The following is a 19,676-nucleotide window of genomic DNA, read 5'->3' as shown; positions in this document are numbered from 1 at the left end:
CCGTCAGGCGTCGAGGCCCAGCGCCGCCATCCGGTCGCTGTGGGCCGAGGTGAGCCGGCCCAGCATCGCGCCGAGCTCGTTGAAGTCGATGCCGGGACGGTCGACGCCGCCGACGAGCAGCGAGACCAGCGCATCCCGCTCCCCCGCCACGCGCTGAGCCTGGGTGAGCGCCTCGCCCATCAGGCGCCGACCCCACAGCGCCAGCGGACCGGCCACCCGCGGATCCGCCTCGATGGCGGCCCGCACGTGCTCGACGGCGAACCGGGAGTGCCCGGTGTCGGCCAGCACTTCCTGGACCAGGTCGGACGTCGCCGGGTCCAGGATCTCGCCGATCTCGCGGTAGAAGTCGGCGGCCAGGCCGTCGCCCACGTAGGCCTTGACCAGGCCCTCGAGCCAGTTCGAGGCCGCAGTCCGCTGGTGGAACTCGGCGAGCGGGTCGACGAAGGGCGCCATGGCCGCGGTCGGGTCGGCCCCGAGCTTGACCAGGTGCTCCCGCAGCAGCGTGAAGTGGTTGAACTCGGCCACCGCCATGCGCGCGAGCTCGGCCTTGTCCTCGATGCTCGGCGCGAGCGCGGCGTCGTGCGCCAGGCGCTCGAAGGCGAGCAGTTCCCCGCAGGCCATCATCCCGAGCAGATCGACGACGGCGTCGAAGCCAGGGTCCGCGTTCACGAGGGGAGCCTAACCAGCCGGTATGCTGGGAACAGGTGTTCTGGCGCTGGCTGCTTCCGCAGCCTGTGCGCCGCTCCCCCGTACGCATGCGCGCGGCGTCGTCGCGCGCTCGACCGCTTCGTATCCCGGCGGTCACCCCGCCGCCGTCGCTCCGCGATGGCTGAGAACGAAGTAGGCGAACAGCCCTGACGACTTTTCACGAACTCGGCGTCCTCCCCGCGATCGCGGATGCACTGGCCGAGGCCGGAATCATCAACGCCTTCCCGATCCAGGAAATGACCCTCCCGATCGCCCTGACCGGCACCGACGTCATCGGCCAGGCGCGCACCGGCACCGGCAAGACCCTCGCCTTCGGCATCCCGCTGCTGCAGCGCCTGGTGGCCCCGCTCGATGACGAGTGGGCCGAGCTCGTCGAGTTCGGCAAGCCGCAGGCCCTGATCATCGTCCCGACCCGCGAGCTGTGCGTGCAGGTCGCCAAGGACCTGGACCTGGCCGGCAAGCGCCGCGGCGTGCGCGTTCTCGCGATCTATGGCGGGCGCGCCTACGAGCCGCAGGTGGCTGCGTTGCAGTCCGGCGTCGAGGTCGTGGTCGGCACCCCGGGGCGGCTGCTCGACCTGCGCAAGCAACGCCTGCTGGACCTCTCGCACGTGAAGTCCCTCGTCCTCGACGAGGCCGACGAGATGCTTGACCTGGGCTTCCTGCCCGACGTCGAGCGCCTGATCACCGACACCCCCGCGAGCCGGCAGAGCATGCTCTTCTCGGCCACGATGCCCGGCCCGGTCATGGCGATGGCGCGGCGCTACCTGCGCAGCCCAACGAACATCCGCGCCGAGTCCGGCGACGACGAGATGACGGTGCCGCTCACCGAGCAGCACGCCTACCGCTGCCACAAGATGGACAAGGTCGAGACCCTCTCGCGCATCCTGCAGGCCGAGGGCCGCAAGCTCGCGATGATCTTCTGCCCGACCAAGCGCCTCGCGCAGTCCGTCTCCGACGACCTCGCCGACCGTGGCTTCGCCTCCGCGGCCGTGCACGGTGACCTCGGTCAGGGTGCCCGCGAGCAGGCCCTGCGGGCCTTCCGCAGCGGCAAGGTCGACGTTCTCGTCGCCACCGATGTCGCGGCCCGCGGGATCGACGTCGACGACGTCACGCACGTCATCAACTACGAGTGCCCGGACGACGAGAAGACCTACGTGCACCGGATCGGCCGCACCGGCCGGGCCGGGCGCACCGGCGTCGCGGTCACCTTCGTCGACTGGGCCGACCTGACGCGGTGGTTCCTCATCGACAAGGCGCTGAACCTGAAGCTCGGCGAGCCCGTCGAGACCTACTCCACCTCGCCGCACCTCTTCTCGGAACTGAACATCCCCGAGGGCGTCAAGGGCATGCTGCCCAAGGCCCAGCGCACGCGAGCCGGCCTGGACGCCGAGGCGGTCGAGGACCTCGGCGAGACCGGCCGCAGCCGCAGCAAGTCCGGCGGCGGCAAGTCCGGCGGCGCCGGCGGCAGCCGCGGCCCCGTCACCCCACGGGCTCGCATCGTCGAGGAAGAGGACCCCGGTCCCCGCGCCCCGCGCCCGAAGCGCGACCGCGGCCGGGCCCGGACCCGCAGCGGCCAGACGGTGGCCGGGGCCGAGACCGGCACGACCGAGACCAAGACCAAGGCACCTGACGCTGCGTCAGCCGGCACCGGCGAGGGCGGCGACGCTCCCGCGCGCAGTCGCAACCGCCGCCGCCGCACCCGCAGCGGTGCAGGTTCCGACGGAGAAAGCGCCGCGAGCTGACCCAACCGCACGCAAAGCGGCGGCGTCCCCCCGAGTGGGGCCGCCGCCGCTTTGCGTTGGAGCTAGAAGTCCCGGGCTCAGCGGCGCAGTTCGACCCGGACCCACTGATGCGAACAGCAAGCCGGGCAGCGCATCCAGGACGGGAACTTCCGACGCAGGATCGGCAGGTGCAGGCTCGGCAGCGCCGCGACGATCACCTGACGGGGGCTCAGAGCCGAGACCGAGCCGCAGCCGGAGCAGGTCAGCTGCAGGGCACCGCGGGCGGCCGACGGGGTCGGCGGCGGAGCATCGACGCTGAACAGCGCGCGCTTGCCCTCACGATCCGGACGGGGGCCGGGCACGGAGCCGTTGGACTTGGGGGTCGGGCCGGATCGCGGCCGGAGTCGGTCGAAGTCGGACATCCCGATCACCCTTTCCCTTGGTGACGCATCAGAGCACGCCGTCCTTGATCAGCCGGTCCGCGAGCTCGCGGTAGGCCTGTGCGCCGGAACTCGACTTCGCCGTCGAGAGCACGGACTTGCCGGCCGCCGGGGCCTCCGCGAAGCGGATCGAACGCGGAATCGGCGGTTCGAGGATCGCCACACCGTATCGCTCGGCCACATCGTTGAGAACGGCCTTGGCGTGCGTGGTGCGGCCGTCGAAAAGGGTGGGGAGCACGCCGAGAACCTTCAGGTCCCGGTTGGTGATCCGCTGCACGTCCGCGACGGTGTCGAGCAACTGGCCGACGCCGCGGTGGGAGAGCGTCTCGCACTGCAACGGGATCAGCACGTAGTCCGCGGCGGTCAGCGCGTTCAGGGTGAGCACGCCGAGCGCGGGCGGGGCGTCGAGCAGGATCACGTCGTACTCGGTGGTCACCTCCGCCAGTGCGGTGCGCAGCGCGAACTCCCGGCCGGTGCGGGTCATCAACAGGGCCTCGGAGCCGGCCAGGTCGATGGTCGCGGGCAGCAGGTCGAAGCCGTCGGCCACCGGGTGCAGCGCGGTCTTCGCCTCGACGCGGCCGAGCAGGACGTCGTGTACGGACAACTGCAGCGAGTCCGGATCCAGGCCGAGGGAGAACGTCAGACAGGCCTGCGGATCCAGGTCCACGACCACGACGCGACGGCCGTATTCGTTGAGCGCGGCCCCGAGCGAGACCACCGTGGTGGTCTTGGCGACGCCGCCCTTCTGGTTTGCGACGGCAAGGGTTCGGCTCATCTGAGCCATTGTGCCCGTGCCACGTAACGGCTGACACCTCACGACGAGGGATCCGGCGTGGATCACACCCAACACGCCGTTGACCTCGCGTACGTGTGACCCGACTAACGTGCGCGCCGTGAGCACTCCACCGCACCTGCGCCTGCCCGCCTGCGCGACGGCTTACCGGTTGGAGACCGCGCGCGGCCCGTTCGCCGTCCACGACGCGGTTCCGCCGGACGGCGCGTCCGGTGCCACCGTCCTGCTGGTGCCGGGCTTCACCGGCTCCAAGGAGGACTTCATCACCGTCCTCGAACCGCTCGCGGCCGCGGGGCACCGGGTGCTGGCCCTCGACCAGCGCGGGCAATTCGAGACACCCGGTCCCGACGACGTCTCGGCCTACACGCTCGACGAACTCGGCGCCGACCTGATCGCGATCGCCGAAGCCGCCGGCGATGGCCCGGTGCACCTGCTCGGACACTCCTTCGGCGGACTCAGCGTGCGCGCCGCCGCCATCGGCAATCCCGCCGCGCTCCGTTCGGTGACCCTGCTCTGCTCCGGCCCGGGATCGATCCCGGACCCGGAGGCGACCAAGTGCCGGATGCTGCTGGAGCTGCTGGCCGAGATGGAGCTGCCGGAGATCTGGGCCTTCGTCTCCGGGATGGCCGACGCCAACGAGGAGTACACCGGCGTCGGCACCGACGTCGTGGACTTCATGGGCCGCCGCTTCATGGCCTCGGCCAAGGCAGGGCTCACCGCGATGGGGACGCAGATCGTCGACGCCGAGGACCGCACGTCTGCCCTGAAGGCAACCGGCCTCCCGGTCCTGGTCGCCTACGGCGAGGACGACTACATCTGGCCGATCACCGAGCAGGCCGACATGGCCGCCCGGCTGGGCGGCCGCCACGAGGTGATCCGCGGGGCCGCGCACTCCCCCGCGGTGCAGCATCCGGAGGCGTTCGCCGCGCTCATGATCGGTTTCTTCGAGACGCTCCCGTAAGCGTCCGTTTTCACACGGACCGGTCTGCGCCGAACGGGTGCGGATTCGTACAAGCACCTGCGCCACGCCCGGCTGCACCTGCACCTGCACCATTGCGCAGTCAAACGGCGTGAGAGGACAACCCAGCGGTGGAGCTTCGTACGGCGCTGCGCAACGACCCGGGTGAGGTCGAGCGGGCGCGGAACCTGATCGGCGCGAGCATGCGTCGGTGGGGCCTGCCGGAGGACGGCGGCGTAGCCGCCCTGCTGGTCAGCGAGCTGGTCACCAACGCCCTGCGCTACGGCGCACAGCCGATGCGGATGGTCGCCCGCCACACCGGACCCAACCTTCGGGTCGAGATCCACGACGCCCGTGGCGGTGAGCCGCCGCGTTTGCGCCGCGCCGCTCCGGACAGCACCAACGGCCGCGGAATGATGATCGTCGACGCTCTGGCCGCCCGCTGGGGCTGGTCGGAGTTCGGTGGCGAGAAGCAGGTCTGGTTCGAACTCGACCTGTCCGCCCCGCCGGCCGTGGCTACCCCGGCGATCGAGCCGGAGATGGTGCCCAGCCTGGCACCCAGCACCGACGAGGTCGTTGCAGCCTGACGCACCGTCAGGCGGGCAGGCTGCCCATCAGCGGCCCGAGCGGGATGTCCAGATCGCAGGGCGCATCGCGCAGGTCCATCAGCGTGATGTGGTCGGCGATGAGGACCCCGGCCGAGGACGGCCACAGGATCAGCCAGAGCCAACGGCCGAGCGCCTCTCCGACGTAGACCGCGCGGTCGTCCGCGCCGTGCACGCACCACAGCGCCGTCGGATGACCGGCCGCATGGATCTTCGCGTGCGAGCCCGTCTGGGTGGCCAGTTCGGTCCCCGGGTCCCGACCGTCCAGCCCGGCCCAGCGCGCCCCCAGCCCGACGCCGGGCTCCTCGGCCACGATCACCAGGTCCGCCGGGCCACCCAACGGGTTCGGCCCGGTGCACGCCACGAAGCTGGCCCGCACCCCGTGCCGGTCGTCGCCGGCGTGGGTGATGCCCGTGGCCAGCCACCCGGTGGGCAGCGGCCAGGGCAGCCAGAACGGCACGTCCGAGGCCGGCCCGGTCTTCAGATCACGCCCGAGCCGCTCGTGGGTCGGCAGCCCGACCGGGGCCACCGGCTCCACCTCGCCGTGCACCTCGCACCGCCACGCGTTGGACCAGATCCCGGGGGCGCGCACCTCGCGGCCGCACCGCGCGCAGGACGGGTGGCCGATCACCTCTGACCACTCATTGCTCGGCTCCCTCGACGGGGTCCCATGTCCATGACGTTCCTCCCCCGCACTGAGAGTCGTCAACCAAGGCGCTGTGGGTCAGCCGTGGAAACCGAGCTCTACGCTGACCGGCGTGCCGATGAAGCTGCGGGTGCCCTGCGTGGGGGCGGTGGTCCATGACGACGACCATCGCCTGCTCCTGGTGCGCCGCGCCAACCCGCCGGCGGTCGGGCGCTGGTCGGTGCCGGGGGGCCGGGTGGAAGCCGAGGAGACCGATGAGGAGGCGATCCGGCGCGAGGTGCTGGAGGAGACCGGGCTCGTCGTCGCGGTCGGCATCCGGGTCGGGACAGTGGCGATCCCGGGACCGAACGGCGTCGTCTACGACATCCGCGACTACGCCTGCGCCCCGGTGGGCGGCGAGCTCGCGGCCGGCGACGACGCCAGCGACGCGCGCTGGGTGAGCCGGGCCGAGCTGGTGCAGTTGGACACTGTCGACGGCCTGATCGACACCCTGTCGAGCTGGGGTGTGCTGCCGGCATGAGCCCGAGCGTGTCGACCCCGGGGCCCACCCCGCCGGGGGAGTTCCAGCCGCGGAGCTGGCGCAACCGGGGACGGATGCCCGAACCGCACCGGGCCCGCCTCGCCGAACGTGCTGCTGCGCTCGCGTTCGCCGACCCCACCGCTGCGGCGACCTGGCAACCGACCGTGCTGGACATCGGGTTCGGCTACGGCGAATCGCTGGTCGCCCTCGGACAGGCCCACCCGCAGGCGCGGGTCCTCGGGGTGGACGTGCATTCCCCCGGGCAGCTGCGCGCGATGGACCGCCTGGTCGCGGCCGACCTCGACGTGGTCCGGGTGTTGCCCGCCGACGTCACCGCCCTGCTGCCGCTGCTGGCCCCCGGCTCGCTGACCCTGGTGCAGGGCTTCCACCCCGACCCGTGGCCGAAGCGCCGGCACGCCAACCGCCGACTGTTCCGGCCGGCGGTGCTGGCCCGGATCGCGGACCTGCTCGCTCCCGGCGGCCTGCTGCACCTGGTGATCGACGACGACACCTACGCCGGCTCGGTGCGCTCCGCGGCCGCCGCCATCGACGCGCTCACTGCGCTGGAACCCGGCCCGCCGGTGCCGGAGACGAAGTACGGCCGGCGAGCCCGTGCGGCCGGCCGCACAGTGCACGACCTGGCGTGGTACCGAAGCTGACCAGCATCGGCTGAGGGACCATCAGGGGCCAGGGAGGATTCAGGCGGGATTCAGCCGGAGCGGGCGATGATGGAGTCGACGCCGGCGCCGCGGCCGTGGTGAGGTGAAGGATGCGCATCCTCGTGGTCGAGGACGAGAAACGGCTGGTGGCCGGGTTGCGCGCCGGGCTGACCGCGGACGGCTTCGCGGTGGACGTCGCGCTCACCGGCATCGACGGCCTGTGGATGGCGCGGGAGAACTCGTACGACGCGATCGTGCTCGACATCATGTTGCCGGGTGTGAACGGCTACAAGGTCTGCGAGGCGCTGCGGGCCGAGCAGAACTGGACGCCGATCCTGATGCTCACCGCCAAGGACGGCGAGTGGGACGAGGTCGAAGCACTCGACACCGGCGCCGACGACTACCTGACCAAGCCGTTCTCGCACGCCGTGCTTGTCGCCCGGCTGCGCGCCCTGTTGCGGCGGGGCGCACCTGAGCGACCGGCCGTGCTCGCCGCCGGCGACCTGCGGCTCGACCCCTCGACCCGACAGGCCTGGCGCGGTGAGGTCGAGGTCGAGCTCACCGCGCGCGAGATGGCGCTGCTGGAATTCCTGCTGCGCCGCCGGGGCACCGTGGTGTCCAAGCGGGAGATCCTCGACCACGTCTGGGACGTCGACTTCGAGGGTGAGGAGAACATCGTCGAGGTCTACATCCGGCACCTGCGCAACAAACTGGACCGTCCGTTCGGGCGGGACAGCGTGACGACCGTGCGCGGGTCCGGGTACCGGCTGGAAGCCCATGGCGGGTAGGCGCCTGGGCTCGGTGCGGGTCCGCACGACAGTCGCCGCGGTGCTCATCGTCGGCGCCGGGCTCGGGCTGGCCTCGGCCGCCCTGGTGGTCGCGACCCGACGCTCGTTGACCGAGGACATCCGCGACTCCGCCGGGCTGTACGCGCGCGAGCTCACCCGCCAGCTGGACGCGGGCGCACCGCCCGGGTCGCTGCCCACCGGGGACAACGAGGAGCAACTGGTGCAGGTGCTGGCCGGGGACGGCACCGTGCTGTTGGCCAGCCCGGTGCTGGCCAACCGGCCCGCGCTGGCCCGGCTGGACCCGGGTGAGTCCGCCAACCTCGGTAAGCCCACCGGCGACGACCGGTTCATGGCCGTGGCTGCGGCGAGCTCCGACGGCCGTTACACGGTCCTGGTGGCTCGCTCCAGCGACGTGGTGACCGAGTCCACCCGGGTCGTGGTCGGCTCCCTCACCCTTGGCCTGCCGGTGCTCGTCCTGTTGGTCGGAGCCACCACCTGGTTCATCGTCGGGCGCGCGCTGCGACCCGTGGACGCGATCCGGCGGGAGGTGGACGAGGTCTCCGCCGCGCAGTTGCACCGTCGGGTCCCGGCGCCCGGCGGCGACGACGAGATCGCCCACCTCGCGAACACGATGAACCGGATGCTGGACCGCCTCGAGCAGAGCCAGGACCGGCTGCGCCGCTTCGTCTCCGACGCCTCGCACGAGCTGCGCTCGCCGGTGGCTACCATCCGCCAGCACTCCGAGGTCGCGCTGGCCCACCCGGACCGCACCACGGTGCCGGAACTGGCCGAGACCGTCCTGGCCGAGGACCTGCGGATTCAGCGGCTGGTCGAGGACCTGCTGTTGCTGGCCAGCTCCGACGAGCGTGCCCCGGCCGCGCAGCGCCCCGTCGACCTGGACGACCTGGTGTTCGCCGAGGCCGCCCGGCTGCGCCAGTCCACGTCGCTCCGCGTCGACACCGCGTCCGTGTCGGCCGGCCGGGTCCGCGGCGAGGCCGGGGCGCTTGGCCGGGTGCTGCGCAACCTCGGCGACAACGCCGCCCGGCACGCAGCCGGGACCGTCGCGTTCTCGCTCACCTCCGTGAACGGGCAGGTGGTGGGCGTGGTCGAGGACGACGGTCCCGGCATCCCGGAGGCGGAACGCGTGCGGGTCTTCGACCGGTTCGTGCGGCTGGACGAAGCCCGCGCCCGCGACGACGGCGGGGCCGGGCTCGGGCTGGCGATCGTGGCTCAGCTGGTCGCGGCGCACGGCGGGACGGTCTCGATCACTCGATCGGCGCTCGGCGGCGCCCGCGTCGAGCTGCGGCTGCCGCTGCTGGACAGCTGAGGCGGGCCGTTCGCGTTCAGCTTGGTTCAGCCGCGTTTCAGTCGCCCCAGCTCATGATCGTCCCGTCCAGGGCCGGAGCCTCCGGCGGATGAGGGAGGAACCATGACACGCAAGCGGATCTGGGTCGCCGCCGCGACGGTCGGCGTGCTGACGCTCGGTACCGGCGCCGGCGTCGCCTACGCGACCTCCGGCGACAACGACAACAACCCGATCTCGGGCGATGCTCTGAGTCAGGCGAGCGCCGCGGCGCTGGCCGAGACGGGCGGCGGCCGGGTCACCGAGACCGAGGAGGGCGACGAGGACAGCTATTACGAGGTGGAGGTGACCAAGGACGACGGCAGCCAGGTCGACGTGCAGCTCGATCAGGCCTTCCACGTGGTCGGCACCAAGGCCGACGCCGAGGGCGCCGACGACGCGGACTGAGTCCCGTCCCGCGCAGGGGTGTCCCGTGATCTGGAGGCGGGGCACCCCTCGCGCGCGTTCAGCGCAGGCTCAGCACGGTTCTAGTCGAGCTTCAGCGCTGTCCCGGCACGCTCGTCCCGCCAAGGCCGGATCCGCCGGCACAGCGAAGAGGCAATGTGATGGCACGTCATCTGATCGGGCTCACCGTCCTGGCGTTCGCCGCCGATGGCCTCGAGCGGTCCGACGTGGTCGTCCTGGCGGAGACGAAGGTGGTGGACGACGTGACCTGCGTGGTCGTCCGGGACACCGCGCGGCTGAACGGCAAGGACGAGGCGGAGGTCCTGCGCCTCGGCGAGCAGGCCACGGTCCCGTTCGGCAGGTACGACGAGGTCCTGGTGACCCGGGACTTCACCGACCTGGATCCCGACGCGGTGGAGCACAAGTTCTTCGCGCCGGGCGTCGGGGTGGTCAAGTCGGTGTCTCTGACGAGCGGCGAGGAAGAGGTCCTGGTGTCGATGACCGGCTGAGGCCGCGTCAGGGCTTGTCGCGCGGGATCGGCGTCGGGCGGCCGGGCTGGTCGCCGCCGCGGGCGGTCATGTACTCCTGGGTGGGCACCATGACCTTGCGGCGGAAGATGCAGACGATCGTGCCGTCCTGCTTGTAACCGATGGTCTCGACCTCGACCACGCCGCGGTCCGGCTTGGAGGTCATGTTCTTGCCGAGCACCGTGGTCTCGCCGTAGATCGTGTCGCCGTGGAAGGTCGGGGCGACGTGGCGGAGCGAGGAGATCTCCAGGTTGGCGATCGCCTTGCCGGAGACGTCCTCGACGGACATGCCGAGCAGCAGCGAGTAGATGTAGTTGCCCACCACGACGTTCTTGCCGAAGTCGGTGGTGTTCTCCGCGAAGTTGATGTCCAGGTGCAGCGGGTGGTGGTTCATCGTCAGCAGGCAGAACAGGTGGTCGTCGTACTCGGTGACGGTCTTACCTGGCCAGTGCTTGTAGACCGCGCCGACCTCGAACTCCTCGTAGATCCGACCGAACTGCATGCGCCGCGTCCTCCCGCCGTAGTGCTGGCTTGTCGGCGGCCATCCTGCCGGACGGGCGTTCTCCCCCATCGCTTGGGCGGACCGTGCGGCCGGCCCGATCCGGCTCACCGCTGGTGAGGCTTGCGCCGAAGTGGGAGGGTGAGGGGCCGGACCGCCGGGGAGGCACCGCAGGTCGTAAGGGGGAGTGCCGTGGAGCCCGCTGCCGCACCACGAGGGCTCGGCGCGGCGTTCGCCCGCATCCTGGACTCGGCCGAGAACGCCTCACCCGTCGAGGCCGTTACCCGGGGCCTGGGTGCGCTGCTGGGTGCCTCGCGGGTCTCCTTGCTCATCGCAGACCTTTCCGGACGCGCCCTGGTGCGCCTCGTGCACGACGTCCCGGATGCCGCCGGCGACGTCGCCACCGAGGTACTGCCCTTTGACGGGGGGCCCGGCGAGGAGACGCTCCGCACCCAGACCGTGCGAGTGCTCGCCCCGGATGAGGCGCTGCCCGGCAGCCCGACCGGGCAATGGACCGTGCTGGCGCCCGTCACCGAGCGCGGCGAGGCGCTCGGGCTGCTCGAGATGTCGCTACCGGACGAGCCCGGCCCAGCCGTGCTGGCGGAGATCAGCCGCACCGCACACCTGCTCGGCTTCGTGGTGATCGCCAACCGCCGGCACACCGACCTGTTCGAGTGGGGTCAGCGCAGCACCCGGTTCAGCCTGCCCGCCGAGATCCAGCGCCGGCTCCTGCCCGCGTCGTTCACCTGCGAGGCCGGATCCTTCACGCTCTCGGCGTGGCTCGAACCCGCGGCCACCATCGGCGGTGACACCTTCGACTACAGCCTCGACCGCGAGGCGCTGCACCTCTCGCTGACCGACGCGATGGGCCACGGGGTAGCCAGCGCGTTGATCGCGACCCTGTGCGTCGGGAGCCTGCGCAACACCCGCCGTCAGGGCGCGACGTTGCCCGAGCAGGCACTCGCAGCCAATCGCGCGCTGCTGGACCAAGGCCGGGAGCACGAGCCCATCTTCGCCACCGGCCTGCTGGGACGGATGGACCTGGAGACCGGTGCGCTCGCTCTCGTCAACGCCGGGCACCAAATGCCCTATCTCCTGCGGGGTGACGAGGTGGCCTCCGTCGCGCTGCCGCCGGGCCTGCCCCTGGGCCTGTTCGCCGAGGCGACCTACCCGGTGGCCGACCTGAAGTTGGAGCCGGGTGACCGCCTCGTGTTCGTGACCGACGGCATGCTCGAGCGCGACGCAGCGGGCATCGATCTGGAAACCGAAATCCGCAACAGCGGCCATCTGCACCCCCGCGAGACCACGCGACGACTCGCCGACAAGGTGCTCGAGCTGGCCGGATCGGCCCTGCAGGACGACGCGACCATGCTCGTCCTCGACTGGCACGGCCACCACGGTCGCGACCGGGACACGGTCGCGGGTGCCGGACTGACGCAGGCCGGCGGAGCCGGCGGATGACGTCCGACACCGCGCACGCAGGTCTACCGTCAGAGACATGAGCCCGACCTTCAGCTTCGCCGACGCGCGCCGCGTCGTGCGCGAACACCTACTCGATCACTGGACCGCGGCCAACGGCCGGCTGCACATCGCCGAGCACGGTTTCGAGAGCCCCACGCACTGGCGGGTTCTCGCCGAGGCCCACCCGGTCGAGCCCGACGAGGAGGCGGAGCCGGTCGCCGGCGACCCCCTCCCCGAGCAGGCCTACCTGGTGTCGAAGGCGACCGGCAGCCTGGAGACCGTCCCGCTTACCCCGGACGTTGCCGCCCGCCTCGACGCCATGACGCCCTACGGCCGGTCGGACTGAGCCACCGTCAGTTCCGCAGCCACGTCACGGTGTCGCCGTGGGGGTGCGCAGACGCGAGCGGGGTGACCGCACCACCGGGCCAGGTCTGCAGGGTGAGCCCGAACAGCACGCCCGCCGGCGAAGGGAACCGGTTCGCCTCGAAGGCCAGGCGCGCCACCGGTGCGTCCGGGGTCGCGAGGGCACCGAGGTCGTCGAAGGCCGCGTCCAACTCGGCCCGCCCAGCATTCGACAGGTACTGCGCCATGACGGAGTGCCAGATCACGGTCGCTGTCCCGGGCGCCGGTTTGAGCGCGCTCACCGTGCGCACCGCGTCCTCCTGCACGACCGGGATCGGGAGCGCCGCGGCGAGGTCGAACGCGCCGTGCAGCCGGTTGATGCGGACCGCCTGGTCCGGCCAGACGTAGGAGAGCAGGCGCAGCCGACCGGCCGCGGCGGCGACGTCGACCGGATCCAGGTCCGTACCGCGGCGCTCGACGATCTCGATCGGCAGGTCGAGCGGCGGAAGCGAGCCGTGCCAGGGGTCGTAGAGCGTCACCGGTGACCAGCCAGGTCCGACGCTGTCCCCGTGCGCGAGGTCGATCCGCACCTGGTCCGGCCGCAGGTTCAGACCGGCGCTGGCGCCGATCTCCACCAGGCGCACCGGAAGGTCGAAGCGGGCGCGCAGATGCAGCAGACCACCGATCAGCACCGCCGAGCGGCCGATCTCGTTGGTCTGCGGCGGTGAGGCGAGACCCGCCCGCACCTCCTCCGGCCGGGCGACCAGCACGTCGCGGAACGCCGTCCAGGCGGCGCCGGGATCGAACGGCTCGACGTCCTCCCCGGCCACGCTCGGATAGAAGCGCGCGAGGTCCGGGGCCTGCCCGCTCAGGGCGAAGCGGTGGACGGTGCCGGCCAGCCGCAGCGCCAGCACCGCAGGCCCGGGCTCGAGTGTCCACCCCCGGCACACCTCGGCCACCGGCCCGCCCGCGGCGTAGTCGTCGGCCGCGAAGGACAGCAGCGCCTCGTACATCGGCGACCCGATGTCACCGCACGCCGCGCCCTGGCGGCGCAGATGGGTTTCGAGGTCGGCGGCAGTGCTCACGGAAACGCGGTACTCACTCGGCGGGCGGCTCGAACTTCGAGGTCCGGGAGAAGCCGCCGGCCCGGCCCTTGCCGGCGATGACGAGCGCCATCTTGCGGGACGCCTCGTCGATCATCTCGTCGCCGAGCATGACCGCGCCGCGCTTACCGCCGGCTTCGGAGGTGTAGTAGTCGTACGCGTCGAGGATGAGCTCGGCGTGGTCGTAGTCCTCCTGCGAGGGCGAGTAGACCTCGTTGGCCGCGTCGACCTGGCCGGGGTGCAGCACCCACTTGCCGTCGAAGCCGAGGGCGGCGGAGCGACCGGCCACCCGGCGGTACCCGTCGACGTCCTTGATCTGCAGGTACGGGCCGTCGATGGCCTGCTTGTCGTGCGCGCGGGCCGCCATCAGGATCCGCATCAGGATGTAGTGGTACGCGTCGCCGACGTCGTAGCCGGGCGGCTGCTCCCCCACGACGAGGGACTTCATGTTGATCGAGGCCATGAAGTCGGCCGGGCCGAAGATGATCGTCTCGACGCGGGACGACGCCGCCGCGATCGCGTCGACGTTGCACAGGCCGAGCGCGTTCTCGATCTGCGCTTCGATGCCGATCCGCCCGACCTCGAAGCCCATCGTCTTCTCGATCTGGGTGAGCAGCAGGTCCAGCCAGATGATCTGCTCGGCGGTCTGCACCTTCGGCAGCATGATGCAGTCGAGGTTGGGACCGGTGCCCTCGACGACCTCGATGACGTCCCGGTAGGTCCACGAGGTGGTCAGGTCGTTGACCCGGACGGTCTTGACCTTGTTACCCCAGTCGCCCTCGTTCAGCGCGGCGACGATGTTCTTGCGCGCCTCGGGCTTGGCCAGCGGCGCGACCGAGTCCTCCAGGTCGAGGAAGACCATGTCCGCGGGCAGACCCTGGGCCTTGCCCAGCATCTTCGGGCTGCTGCCCGGCACGGCGAGGCAGGAGCGACGGGCGCGAAGCTTCGGGGTCTCGGCCATGGGGCGCGGCACCTTTTCGTTCGGGGGGCCCTTGTTCGGGCGGGGTTCTGGGGGCGGCGGCAGCCTAACGGCCGTTCTCCGGGCCTCCCTAATCGATGACCTGATCCACCGGCCTGATCCACCGGCCTGATCCACCGGCCTAGTCCACCGGCAGGTTGGCCTGCTGCTCCTCCCGGGCCCGGCCCTCGGCCCGCACCACCACGTAGACGCCGGCAAGCAGCAGCACCCCGGCGGGAACGGCGGTGCCCGGCGGGGCCTGGTCGAGGAAGATCGCCGCGATCAGCGCCGCCATCGGGACTTCGAGCAGGATCGCGGTGGAGACCACGGTCGCGCCGACCCGGCCGACGACGCGGTTGAACAAGGTGTGCCCGAGCAACTGCGCGCACACCGTGAGGGCCACCAGACGCAGCCAGGTCTCACCGTCGTAGCCGAACATCCGGATGCCGGCCGCCAGGCACACCACCAGCGTCGCCAGGGCGCAGGTGCCGTAACAGAACGAGGTGTAGACGGTGGTGGAGACGCTGCGGCGCACCTCCTCCCCGATCGTCGTGTACGCCGCCGCGAGCATGCCGCCGACGATGGCCAGCAGATCGCCCCACACCGCCCGCCCGGACACGGAGAGGTCGGCGCTGGTGAGCAGCAGCACGCCGGCCAGCGAGAGCCCGATGCCCATCCAGGTCAGCCGCGACACCGGGCGGCCCAGCAACCGCGAGCCCAGCGCGGCCCACACCGGCTGCACACACACCAGCGCGGTCGCCGAGGCGACAGTGGTGTAACTCAGCGAAGGCGTCCAGCACATGAAGTGGGCGGACAGCAGCAGCCCGGCCGCGACGATCAGCTTGATCTCACGACCCGTCAGCGCCGCGAACTCCGCGCGCACCGAGGGCCGGGCCAGCGCGGTGGCGCCGATCGCGGCCGCCCCCATCGCATTGCGCCAGAACGCGATCGCCAGCGCCGGGGCGGTCAGCGCCGCGATCATCGGGCCGGAGGTGGAGACCGCCAGCATCGCGACGCCCAACACCGCGAGGTCCGCACGAGCAAGGCGGCCGTCCATCCGGGTGATTATTCGTTGTGCCGATAGCCTGACCGCAACGAAGATTCATTCGCGCACGTCCGCGCGCTGACCGCGGGAGGCACGCATGTCCGGTGCCACCACGCGTGTATTCGTCTCCCGGCTCGCCGGGTTGGCGGTCTTCGACCCCAGCGGTGACCAGGTCGGCCGGGTCCGGGACGTGGTCGCAACGCTGCGTCCCTCCGGCGAGACCACCCGGGTGATCGGGGTGCTCGTCGAGGTCGCCCCGCGCCGGCAGATCTTCGTCCCGATGAGCCGGATCACCTCGATGGACCGTGGCCAGGTGATCACCACCGGGGTGGTCAACCTGCGCCGCTTCGAACAGCGCGGCGACGAGACGCTGGTGATCTCCGAGTTCCTGGACCGCAAGGTCCGCCTCATCGCCACCGGCGAAGAGGTCACGGTCATCGACATCGGCATGGAGTTCGTCGCCCGCAACCGGGACTGGGTGGTCTCGAAGGTCCACGTCCGCAAGGGCGGGGGCAAGCTGCGCCGACGCGGGGAGACCATGACGGTCGCCTGGGACAACGTCGAGGGCCTTGCCGCTCGCGAGGACGCCGCGCAGGGTGCCGCCAACCTGCTCGCCACCTTCGAGAAGCTGCGCCCGGCCGACCTGGCCAACGTCATGCACGACCTCTCCCCCAAGCGCCGCCACGAGGTGGCCTCCGCGCTCGACGTCGACCGCCTCGCCGACGTCCTGGAGGAGCTGTCCGAGGAGGACCAGGTCGAGATCGTGGGGCAACTCGACGACGAGAAGGCGGCCGACGTCCTCGAGGCGATGCAGCCCGACGACGCCGCCGACCTGCTCGGCGACCTGCCCAGCCACGAGGCCCAGAAGCTGCTCGAGCTGATGGAGCCGAACGAGGCCGCCCCGGTGCGCCGCCTGCTCAACTACGCCGACCACAGCGCCGGCGGTCTGATGACCACCGAAGCGGTGATCCTGCCGCCGAACGCCACCGTGGCCGAGGCCCTGGCCGCGATCCGCAACCCCGACCTGACGCCGGCGATGGCCGCGCTGATCTACATCTGCCGCCCCCCGCTGGACACCCCGACCGGGAAGTTCCTCGGCGCCGTGCACTTCCAGCGCCTGCTGCGGACTCCACCCTCGGCCCTGGTCTCGACGGTGCTGGACAAGGAACTCAAGACCCTGCGGCCGGAGACCACGCTGGCCGACGTCGCCAGCTACCTGGCCACCTACAACCTGGTCGCGGCCCCGGTCGTGGACGCCGCCCGCCGCCTGGTCGGCGTGATCAGCGTCGACGACGTCCTGGACCACCTGCTCCCCGAGGACTGGCGCGAGGCCGAGTCGCCGGAGGATGACGACGACCCCGACGACCGGGACGACCGCGGTTACGGCCCGGACGCCACCGGCGAGATCCCGGTCTACCGACCGAGGCCGCGTTATGGCGCCTGAGCCCCGGGACCGCCTCGACCAGCCGCGCCAGCCGGGCCGGCTGCCCAAGCGCCCGCAGTGGGACGCGGAGACCCTCGCCGCGCTCGCCGAGAAGTTCGCCCGCTTCCTCGGCACCTGGGCGTTCATCGGCTACATGAGCGTCTTCGTCCTGGCCTGGGTGGTGTTCAACACGTTCTCGCCCGAGGACTGGCAGTTCGACGACTTCCCGTTCATCTTCCTCACCCTGATGCTCTCGCTGCAGGCCTCCTACGCGGCCCCGCTGATCCTGCTCGCGCAGAACCGGCAGGCCGACCGGGACCGGGTCACCTACGAGCAGGACCGCACCCGGACCGAGCTGAACATGGCCGACACCGAGTTTCTCACGCGGGAGATCGCGGCCATGCGCTCCGCGCTCGGCGAGGTCGCCACCCGCGACTTCCTGCGCTCGGAACTGGGCCGGATGCTGGACGAACTGGACGAACGGGAGCGCCGCTCCCGGCCGCAGTAGCGAGCAGGTGAGAGGACGGCCCGACCTCCGGTCGCCCCGCCGCCGCATACGATGCGGGCATGGCAACTGCACCGTCGGTCGAGGCCGTCAAAGCCGCTCTGGCCACCGTCAACGACCCCGAGATCCACAAACCGATCACCGATCTCGGGATGGTGGACTCGGTCGAGGTCGCCCCGAACGGTGTGGTCTCCGTCACTGTGCTGCTCACCGTCTCCGGGTGCCCGCTGCGCGAGACCATCACCCGAGACGTCACTGGCGCGGTCAACCGGGTCCCCGGCGTGACCGACGTCAAGCTGACGCTCGGCGTGATGAACGCCGAACAGCGCGCGGGCCTGCAGACCCAATTGCGCGGCGGGACGCCCGCCAAGGAGATCCCGTTCGCCCAGCCCGGATCGCTGACGCGGGTCTTCGCGATCGCCTCCGGCAAGGGTGGCGTCGGCAAGTCCTCGGTGACGGTGAACCTGGCCGCGGCCATGGCCGCGGGCGGGCTCTCGGTCGGTGTGCTCGACGCCGACATCTACGGCCACTCGGTCCCGCGCATGCTCGGCGCCGACGGCCGCCCGACCCAGGTCGAGAACATGATCATGCCGCCGTCCGCGCACGGCGTGAAGGTGATCTCGATCGGCATGTTCATCGAGGGCAACACCCCCGTCGTGTGGCGCGGGCCGATGCTGCACCGGGCGCTCCAGCAGTTCCTCGCGGACGTCTACTGGGGCGACCTCGACGTACTCCTGATGGACCTGCCCCCCGGCACCGGCGACGTCGCGATCTCCGTGGCGCAGCTGGTGCCGACCGCCGAGATCCTCGTGGTGACGACCCCTCAGCAGGCGGCCGCCGAGGTCGCCGAACGGGCCGGTTCCATTGCCACCCAGACCCACCAGCACATCGTCGGCGTGGTGGAGAACATGTCCTACCTGCCGTGCCCGCACTGCACCCCAGAGGGCCGGGAGCACCGGCTGGAGATTTTCGGTCGCGGAGGCGGCCAACGGGTCGCCGACGGACTCGGTCGTCTGCTCGGCGCTCCGATCCCGCTGTTGGGCGAGATCCCGCTGGACCCGCGGCTGCGCGAGGGCGGCGACGAGGGCAAGCCGCTGGTCATCTCCGACCCGGACGCGCCGGCCTCCCAGGTGCTTGCGGGCATCGCGACCCGGCTCGGGTCGCGGTCCCGAGGCCTGGTCGGCCGCTCGCTGGGGCTGTCCCCCGTCTAACGAGCCGGTCTGGCGAGCGGTCAGGTCGCGTCGAAGTCGACCGGCGGGATTTCGTTCTCGCCCAGGGCGCGGGCGGCGGCGGGACGCTTGAGCATCAGCGGCTCGGCGGGCCGGGCTTCGGCCTTCTTGCGCTCCTGCTCACGCTCGGCCAGCTCCGAGACGCCGGGCAGACCGCCGTTGTTGTCGCGGGTCTCGCGCAGAGTCGGGTTGAACATCGGGCTGCGCAGGTCGCGGAACTGCTCGACGTCCTTGCGGATGTCGACGGTGTTCTTGAGCTCCTCGAACGGGTCGTCGGGGCCGAGGGCCTTCTTCATGATGCCGCGCGGGGTGAGGTCGGAGACCTTGACGTCGGCGAACTCCGGGCCGAGTTCGCGGGTCAGCTCGTCCTTGGCACCGTTGACGTAGTTGCGAACCTGCTTCATGAACCGGCCGGCGTCGGCGGCGGCCTTGGGCAGTCGATCCGGGCCGAAGATGATCACGGCGATGATGCCGAGAGTCAGGAACTCCCAGCCGCTGATATCCATCACGTGGCGCTCTCCTAGCCGCTCCCGCCGGGCGGTCCAGGAGCAGCCCACAGGGTAAACCGGTACCCAGCCTTCGTCAGCGGCCGCTGCCCGGTTGGGTGGATCAGCGGACGGAATCCGCGATCAGCGGCTGTGGATGTGGCCGTAGAAGACGTCGAACTCGTCCGAGCCTTCGGTCCACGGCGCCGCGGTCGGGGCGCCCCCGAACACCTGCTCGACGTTCGGCTGAGGGGGTTCACCGCGCAGGACCTGCGCAAACTCGCCCCCACCCTCGTCCGGCCGGGGGCTGCCGGAGGCGTTCTGGGCATGCGCGGAGGCGAGCGTGACAGCGGCGATCCCCAGCGCCCCGGCGGCCAGCAGCGAGCGCCGGGCACGGGAGCCGCGGGTCTCGTAGGGGATCGCCGGCTCACTCAGGCCGAGGAAGGCGATCCGCACCGGCCTGCCGACCTGCGCCACCGGGGGAGCCGGCTCCGAGCCGAGCGGGCGCCGGCGC

The 19,676-nt window shown here is 71.5% G+C and carries 24 protein-coding genes; 14 read left to right on the top strand and 10 right to left on the bottom strand.

The genetic code is table 11. From position 1 onward, the window contains the following. Positions 1–3: 3 nt before the first annotated feature. Complete coding sequence (locus H0X00_RS09050) at positions 4–669, bottom strand: ferritin-like fold-containing protein (RefSeq protein WP_293769233.1); 666 nt, start codon at positions 667–669, stop codon at positions 4–6. 275 nt (positions 670–944) lie between these two features. Between H0X00_RS09050 and H0X00_RS09045 the strand changes: the two genes are divergently transcribed. Continuing rightward, entirely contained in the window at positions 945–2,450 is a 1,506-nt protein-coding gene (locus tag H0X00_RS09045) for a DEAD/DEAH box helicase (RefSeq protein WP_367186512.1), read from the top strand. Between the two features lie 77 nt (positions 2,451–2,527). On the opposite strand, the gene H0X00_RS09040 is transcribed toward H0X00_RS09045, so the two are convergent. Next, on the bottom strand, positions 2,528–2,851 hold the full coding sequence (locus H0X00_RS09040; RefSeq protein ID WP_293769231.1) for a hypothetical protein: 324 nt from the start codon (positions 2,849–2,851) through the stop codon (positions 2,528–2,530). A gap of 28 nt (positions 2,852–2,879) precedes the next feature. Beyond that, on the bottom strand, positions 2,880–3,644 hold the full coding sequence (locus H0X00_RS09035) for a ParA family protein (protein WP_293769229.1): 765 nt from the start codon (positions 3,642–3,644) through the stop codon (positions 2,880–2,882). A gap of 118 nt (positions 3,645–3,762) precedes the next feature. On the opposite strand from H0X00_RS09035, the gene H0X00_RS09030 reads away from it, so the two are divergent. Further along, positions 3,763–4,623, top strand: a complete 861-nt coding sequence (locus H0X00_RS09030) for an alpha/beta hydrolase (RefSeq protein ID WP_293769227.1) — start codon at positions 3,763–3,765, stop codon at positions 4,621–4,623. Between the two features lie 128 nt (positions 4,624–4,751). Next, positions 4,752–5,207 carry an ATP-binding protein gene (locus H0X00_RS09025; protein WP_293769225.1) on the top strand — a complete coding sequence of 152 codons (456 nt, stop codon included), beginning with the start codon at positions 4,752–4,754 and terminating at the stop codon, positions 5,205–5,207. Positions 5,208–5,214: 7 nt separating this feature from the next. Here the strand turns inward: H0X00_RS09025 and H0X00_RS09020 are convergent, their stop codons facing one another. Further along, the gene (locus H0X00_RS09020; protein WP_293769223.1) at positions 5,215–5,856 is read right to left on the bottom strand and encodes a DUF6758 family protein; all 642 of its coding nucleotides are present in this window, start codon (positions 5,854–5,856) and stop codon (positions 5,215–5,217) included. 133 nt (positions 5,857–5,989) lie between these two features. Between H0X00_RS09020 and H0X00_RS09015 the strand changes: the two genes are divergently transcribed. The 6 genes from H0X00_RS09015 to H0X00_RS08990 all read left to right on the top strand — a co-directional run bounded on the left by H0X00_RS09015 (position 5,990) and on the right by H0X00_RS08990 (position 10,094). Then, on the top strand, positions 5,990–6,391 hold the full coding sequence (locus H0X00_RS09015) for an NUDIX domain-containing protein (protein ID WP_293769237.1): 402 nt from the start codon (positions 5,990–5,992) through the stop codon (positions 6,389–6,391). Continuing rightward, a complete protein-coding gene (locus tag H0X00_RS09010) occupies positions 6,388–7,050 on the top strand; it encodes a methyltransferase domain-containing protein (RefSeq protein ID WP_293769221.1) in 663 nt (220 codons plus the stop codon). The genes H0X00_RS09015 and H0X00_RS09010 overlap by 4 nt, the downstream gene beginning before the upstream one ends. A 110-nt stretch (positions 7,051–7,160) precedes the next feature. Beyond that, positions 7,161–7,838 carry a response regulator transcription factor gene (locus tag H0X00_RS09005; protein WP_293769219.1) on the top strand — a complete coding sequence of 226 codons (678 nt, stop codon included), beginning with the start codon at positions 7,161–7,163 and terminating at the stop codon, positions 7,836–7,838. Then, positions 7,828–9,165, top strand: a complete 1,338-nt coding sequence (locus H0X00_RS09000; protein WP_293769217.1) for a HAMP domain-containing sensor histidine kinase — start codon at positions 7,828–7,830, stop codon at positions 9,163–9,165. The genes H0X00_RS09005 and H0X00_RS09000 overlap by 11 nt, the downstream gene beginning before the upstream one ends. A gap of 102 nt (positions 9,166–9,267) precedes the next feature. Continuing rightward, positions 9,268–9,588: a PepSY domain-containing protein gene (locus H0X00_RS08995; RefSeq protein WP_293769215.1), complete on the top strand. Its 321-nt coding sequence runs from the start codon at positions 9,268–9,270 to the stop codon at positions 9,586–9,588. A gap of 158 nt (positions 9,589–9,746) precedes the next feature. Beyond that, positions 9,747–10,094: a hypothetical protein gene (locus tag H0X00_RS08990; RefSeq protein WP_293769214.1), complete on the top strand. Its 348-nt coding sequence runs from the start codon at positions 9,747–9,749 to the stop codon at positions 10,092–10,094. Positions 10,095–10,101: 7 nt separating this feature from the next. Here H0X00_RS08990 and H0X00_RS08985 read toward each other — a convergent pair whose 3' ends face one another. Next, positions 10,102–10,614: a MaoC family dehydratase gene (locus H0X00_RS08985; protein ID WP_293769213.1), complete on the bottom strand. Its 513-nt coding sequence runs from the start codon at positions 10,612–10,614 to the stop codon at positions 10,102–10,104. Between the two features lie 189 nt (positions 10,615–10,803). Between H0X00_RS08985 and H0X00_RS08980 the strand changes: the two genes are divergently transcribed. After that, entirely contained in the window at positions 10,804–12,072 is a 1,269-nt protein-coding gene (locus H0X00_RS08980) for a PP2C family protein-serine/threonine phosphatase (protein WP_293769211.1), read from the top strand. A gap of 37 nt (positions 12,073–12,109) precedes the next feature. Beyond that, complete coding sequence (locus H0X00_RS08975) at positions 12,110–12,418, top strand: hypothetical protein (protein ID WP_293769209.1); 309 nt, start codon at positions 12,110–12,112, stop codon at positions 12,416–12,418. Between the two features lie 7 nt (positions 12,419–12,425). On the opposite strand, the gene H0X00_RS08970 is transcribed toward H0X00_RS08975, so the two are convergent. The 3 genes from H0X00_RS08970 to H0X00_RS08960 all read right to left on the bottom strand — a co-directional run bounded on the left by H0X00_RS08970 (position 12,426) and on the right by H0X00_RS08960 (position 15,532). After that, complete coding sequence (locus H0X00_RS08970; protein ID WP_293769207.1) at positions 12,426–13,499, bottom strand: DUF2332 domain-containing protein; 1,074 nt, start codon at positions 13,497–13,499, stop codon at positions 12,426–12,428. Positions 13,500–13,512: 13 nt separating this feature from the next. Beyond that, positions 13,513–14,478 (bottom strand): CoA ester lyase, encoded by a 966-nt coding sequence (locus H0X00_RS08965; RefSeq protein ID WP_293769205.1) that lies wholly within the window; start codon positions 14,476–14,478, stop codon positions 13,513–13,515. 139 nt (positions 14,479–14,617) lie between these two features. Then, positions 14,618–15,532 (bottom strand): DMT family transporter, encoded by a 915-nt coding sequence (locus tag H0X00_RS08960; protein WP_293769203.1) that lies wholly within the window; start codon positions 15,530–15,532, stop codon positions 14,618–14,620. An 85-nt stretch (positions 15,533–15,617) separates the two neighbouring features. Here H0X00_RS08960 and H0X00_RS08955 point away from each other — a divergent pair, with 85 nt between their 5' ends. The 3 genes from H0X00_RS08955 to H0X00_RS08945 are packed head-to-tail and all read left to right on the top strand — an operon-like array spanning position 15,618 to position 18,659. Next, entirely contained in the window at positions 15,618–16,964 is a 1,347-nt protein-coding gene (locus H0X00_RS08955) for a CBS domain-containing protein (RefSeq protein ID WP_293769201.1), read from the top strand. Next, the gene (locus H0X00_RS08950) at positions 16,954–17,451 is read left to right on the top strand and encodes a DUF1003 domain-containing protein (protein ID WP_293769199.1); all 498 of its coding nucleotides are present in this window, start codon (positions 16,954–16,956) and stop codon (positions 17,449–17,451) included. Before H0X00_RS08955 ends, H0X00_RS08950 begins: the two co-directional genes overlap by 11 nt. 59 nt (positions 17,452–17,510) lie before the next feature. Further along, positions 17,511–18,659: a P-loop NTPase gene (locus tag H0X00_RS08945; RefSeq protein ID WP_293769197.1), complete on the top strand. Its 1,149-nt coding sequence runs from the start codon at positions 17,511–17,513 to the stop codon at positions 18,657–18,659. Between the two features lie 20 nt (positions 18,660–18,679). Here H0X00_RS08945 and H0X00_RS08940 read toward each other — a convergent pair whose 3' ends face one another. Next, positions 18,680–19,183 carry a twin-arginine translocase TatA/TatE family subunit gene (locus H0X00_RS08940; protein WP_293769235.1) on the bottom strand — a complete coding sequence of 168 codons (504 nt, stop codon included), beginning with the start codon at positions 19,181–19,183 and terminating at the stop codon, positions 18,680–18,682. A gap of 123 nt (positions 19,184–19,306) precedes the next feature. After that, positions 19,307–19,676 (bottom strand): hypothetical protein (locus tag H0X00_RS08935; RefSeq protein WP_293769195.1); only part of this gene is annotated, 370 nt, incomplete at its 5' end.

Source organism: Sporichthya sp. (genome assembly GCF_013815995.1).
In the GTDB taxonomy this organism is placed as follows: Bacteria; Actinomycetota; Actinomycetes; order Sporichthyales; family Sporichthyaceae; genus Sporichthya.
The sequence above is the reverse complement of the archived record's forward strand: the minus strand, read 5'-3'. Positions and strand labels throughout refer to the sequence as shown.

What these genes read in the sequence shown, in the direction of transcription:
- H0X00_RS09045 (WP_367186512.1), top strand. Translation starts at nt 945, where the DNA reads ATGACCCTCCCGATCGCCCTGACCGGCACCGACGTCATCGGCCAGGCG.
- H0X00_RS09040 (WP_293769231.1), bottom strand. Translation starts at nt 2,851, where the DNA reads ATGTCCGACTTCGACCGACTCCGGCCGCGATCCGGCCCGACCCCCAAG.
- H0X00_RS09035 (WP_293769229.1), bottom strand. Translation starts at nt 3,644, where the DNA reads ATGAGCCGAACCCTTGCCGTCGCAAACCAGAAGGGCGGCGTCGCCAAG.
- H0X00_RS09015 (WP_293769237.1), top strand. Translation starts at nt 5,990, where the DNA reads ATGAAGCTGCGGGTGCCCTGCGTGGGGGCGGTGGTCCATGACGACGAC.
- H0X00_RS09010 (WP_293769221.1), top strand. Translation starts at nt 6,388, where the DNA reads ATGAGCCCGAGCGTGTCGACCCCGGGGCCCACCCCGCCGGGGGAGTTC.
- H0X00_RS09005 (WP_293769219.1), top strand. Translation starts at nt 7,161, where the DNA reads ATGCGCATCCTCGTGGTCGAGGACGAGAAACGGCTGGTGGCCGGGTTG.
- H0X00_RS09000 (WP_293769217.1), top strand. Translation starts at nt 7,828, where the DNA reads ATGGCGGGTAGGCGCCTGGGCTCGGTGCGGGTCCGCACGACAGTCGCC.
- H0X00_RS08995 (WP_293769215.1), top strand. Translation starts at nt 9,268, where the DNA reads ATGACACGCAAGCGGATCTGGGTCGCCGCCGCGACGGTCGGCGTGCTG.
- H0X00_RS08990 (WP_293769214.1), top strand. Translation starts at nt 9,747, where the DNA reads ATGGCACGTCATCTGATCGGGCTCACCGTCCTGGCGTTCGCCGCCGAT.
- H0X00_RS08985 (WP_293769213.1), bottom strand. Translation starts at nt 10,614, where the DNA reads ATGCAGTTCGGTCGGATCTACGAGGAGTTCGAGGTCGGCGCGGTCTAC.
- H0X00_RS08975 (WP_293769209.1), top strand. Translation starts at nt 12,110, where the DNA reads ATGAGCCCGACCTTCAGCTTCGCCGACGCGCGCCGCGTCGTGCGCGAA.
- H0X00_RS08965 (WP_293769205.1), bottom strand. Translation starts at nt 14,478, where the DNA reads ATGGCCGAGACCCCGAAGCTTCGCGCCCGTCGCTCCTGCCTCGCCGTG.
- H0X00_RS08960 (WP_293769203.1), bottom strand. Translation starts at nt 15,532, where the DNA reads ATGGACGGCCGCCTTGCTCGTGCGGACCTCGCGGTGTTGGGCGTCGCG.
- H0X00_RS08955 (WP_293769201.1), top strand. Translation starts at nt 15,618, where the DNA reads ATGTCCGGTGCCACCACGCGTGTATTCGTCTCCCGGCTCGCCGGGTTG.
- H0X00_RS08950 (WP_293769199.1), top strand. Translation starts at nt 16,954, where the DNA reads ATGGCGCCTGAGCCCCGGGACCGCCTCGACCAGCCGCGCCAGCCGGGC.
- H0X00_RS08945 (WP_293769197.1), top strand. Translation starts at nt 17,511, where the DNA reads ATGGCAACTGCACCGTCGGTCGAGGCCGTCAAAGCCGCTCTGGCCACC.
- H0X00_RS08940 (WP_293769235.1), bottom strand. Translation starts at nt 19,183, where the DNA reads ATGGATATCAGCGGCTGGGAGTTCCTGACTCTCGGCATCATCGCCGTG.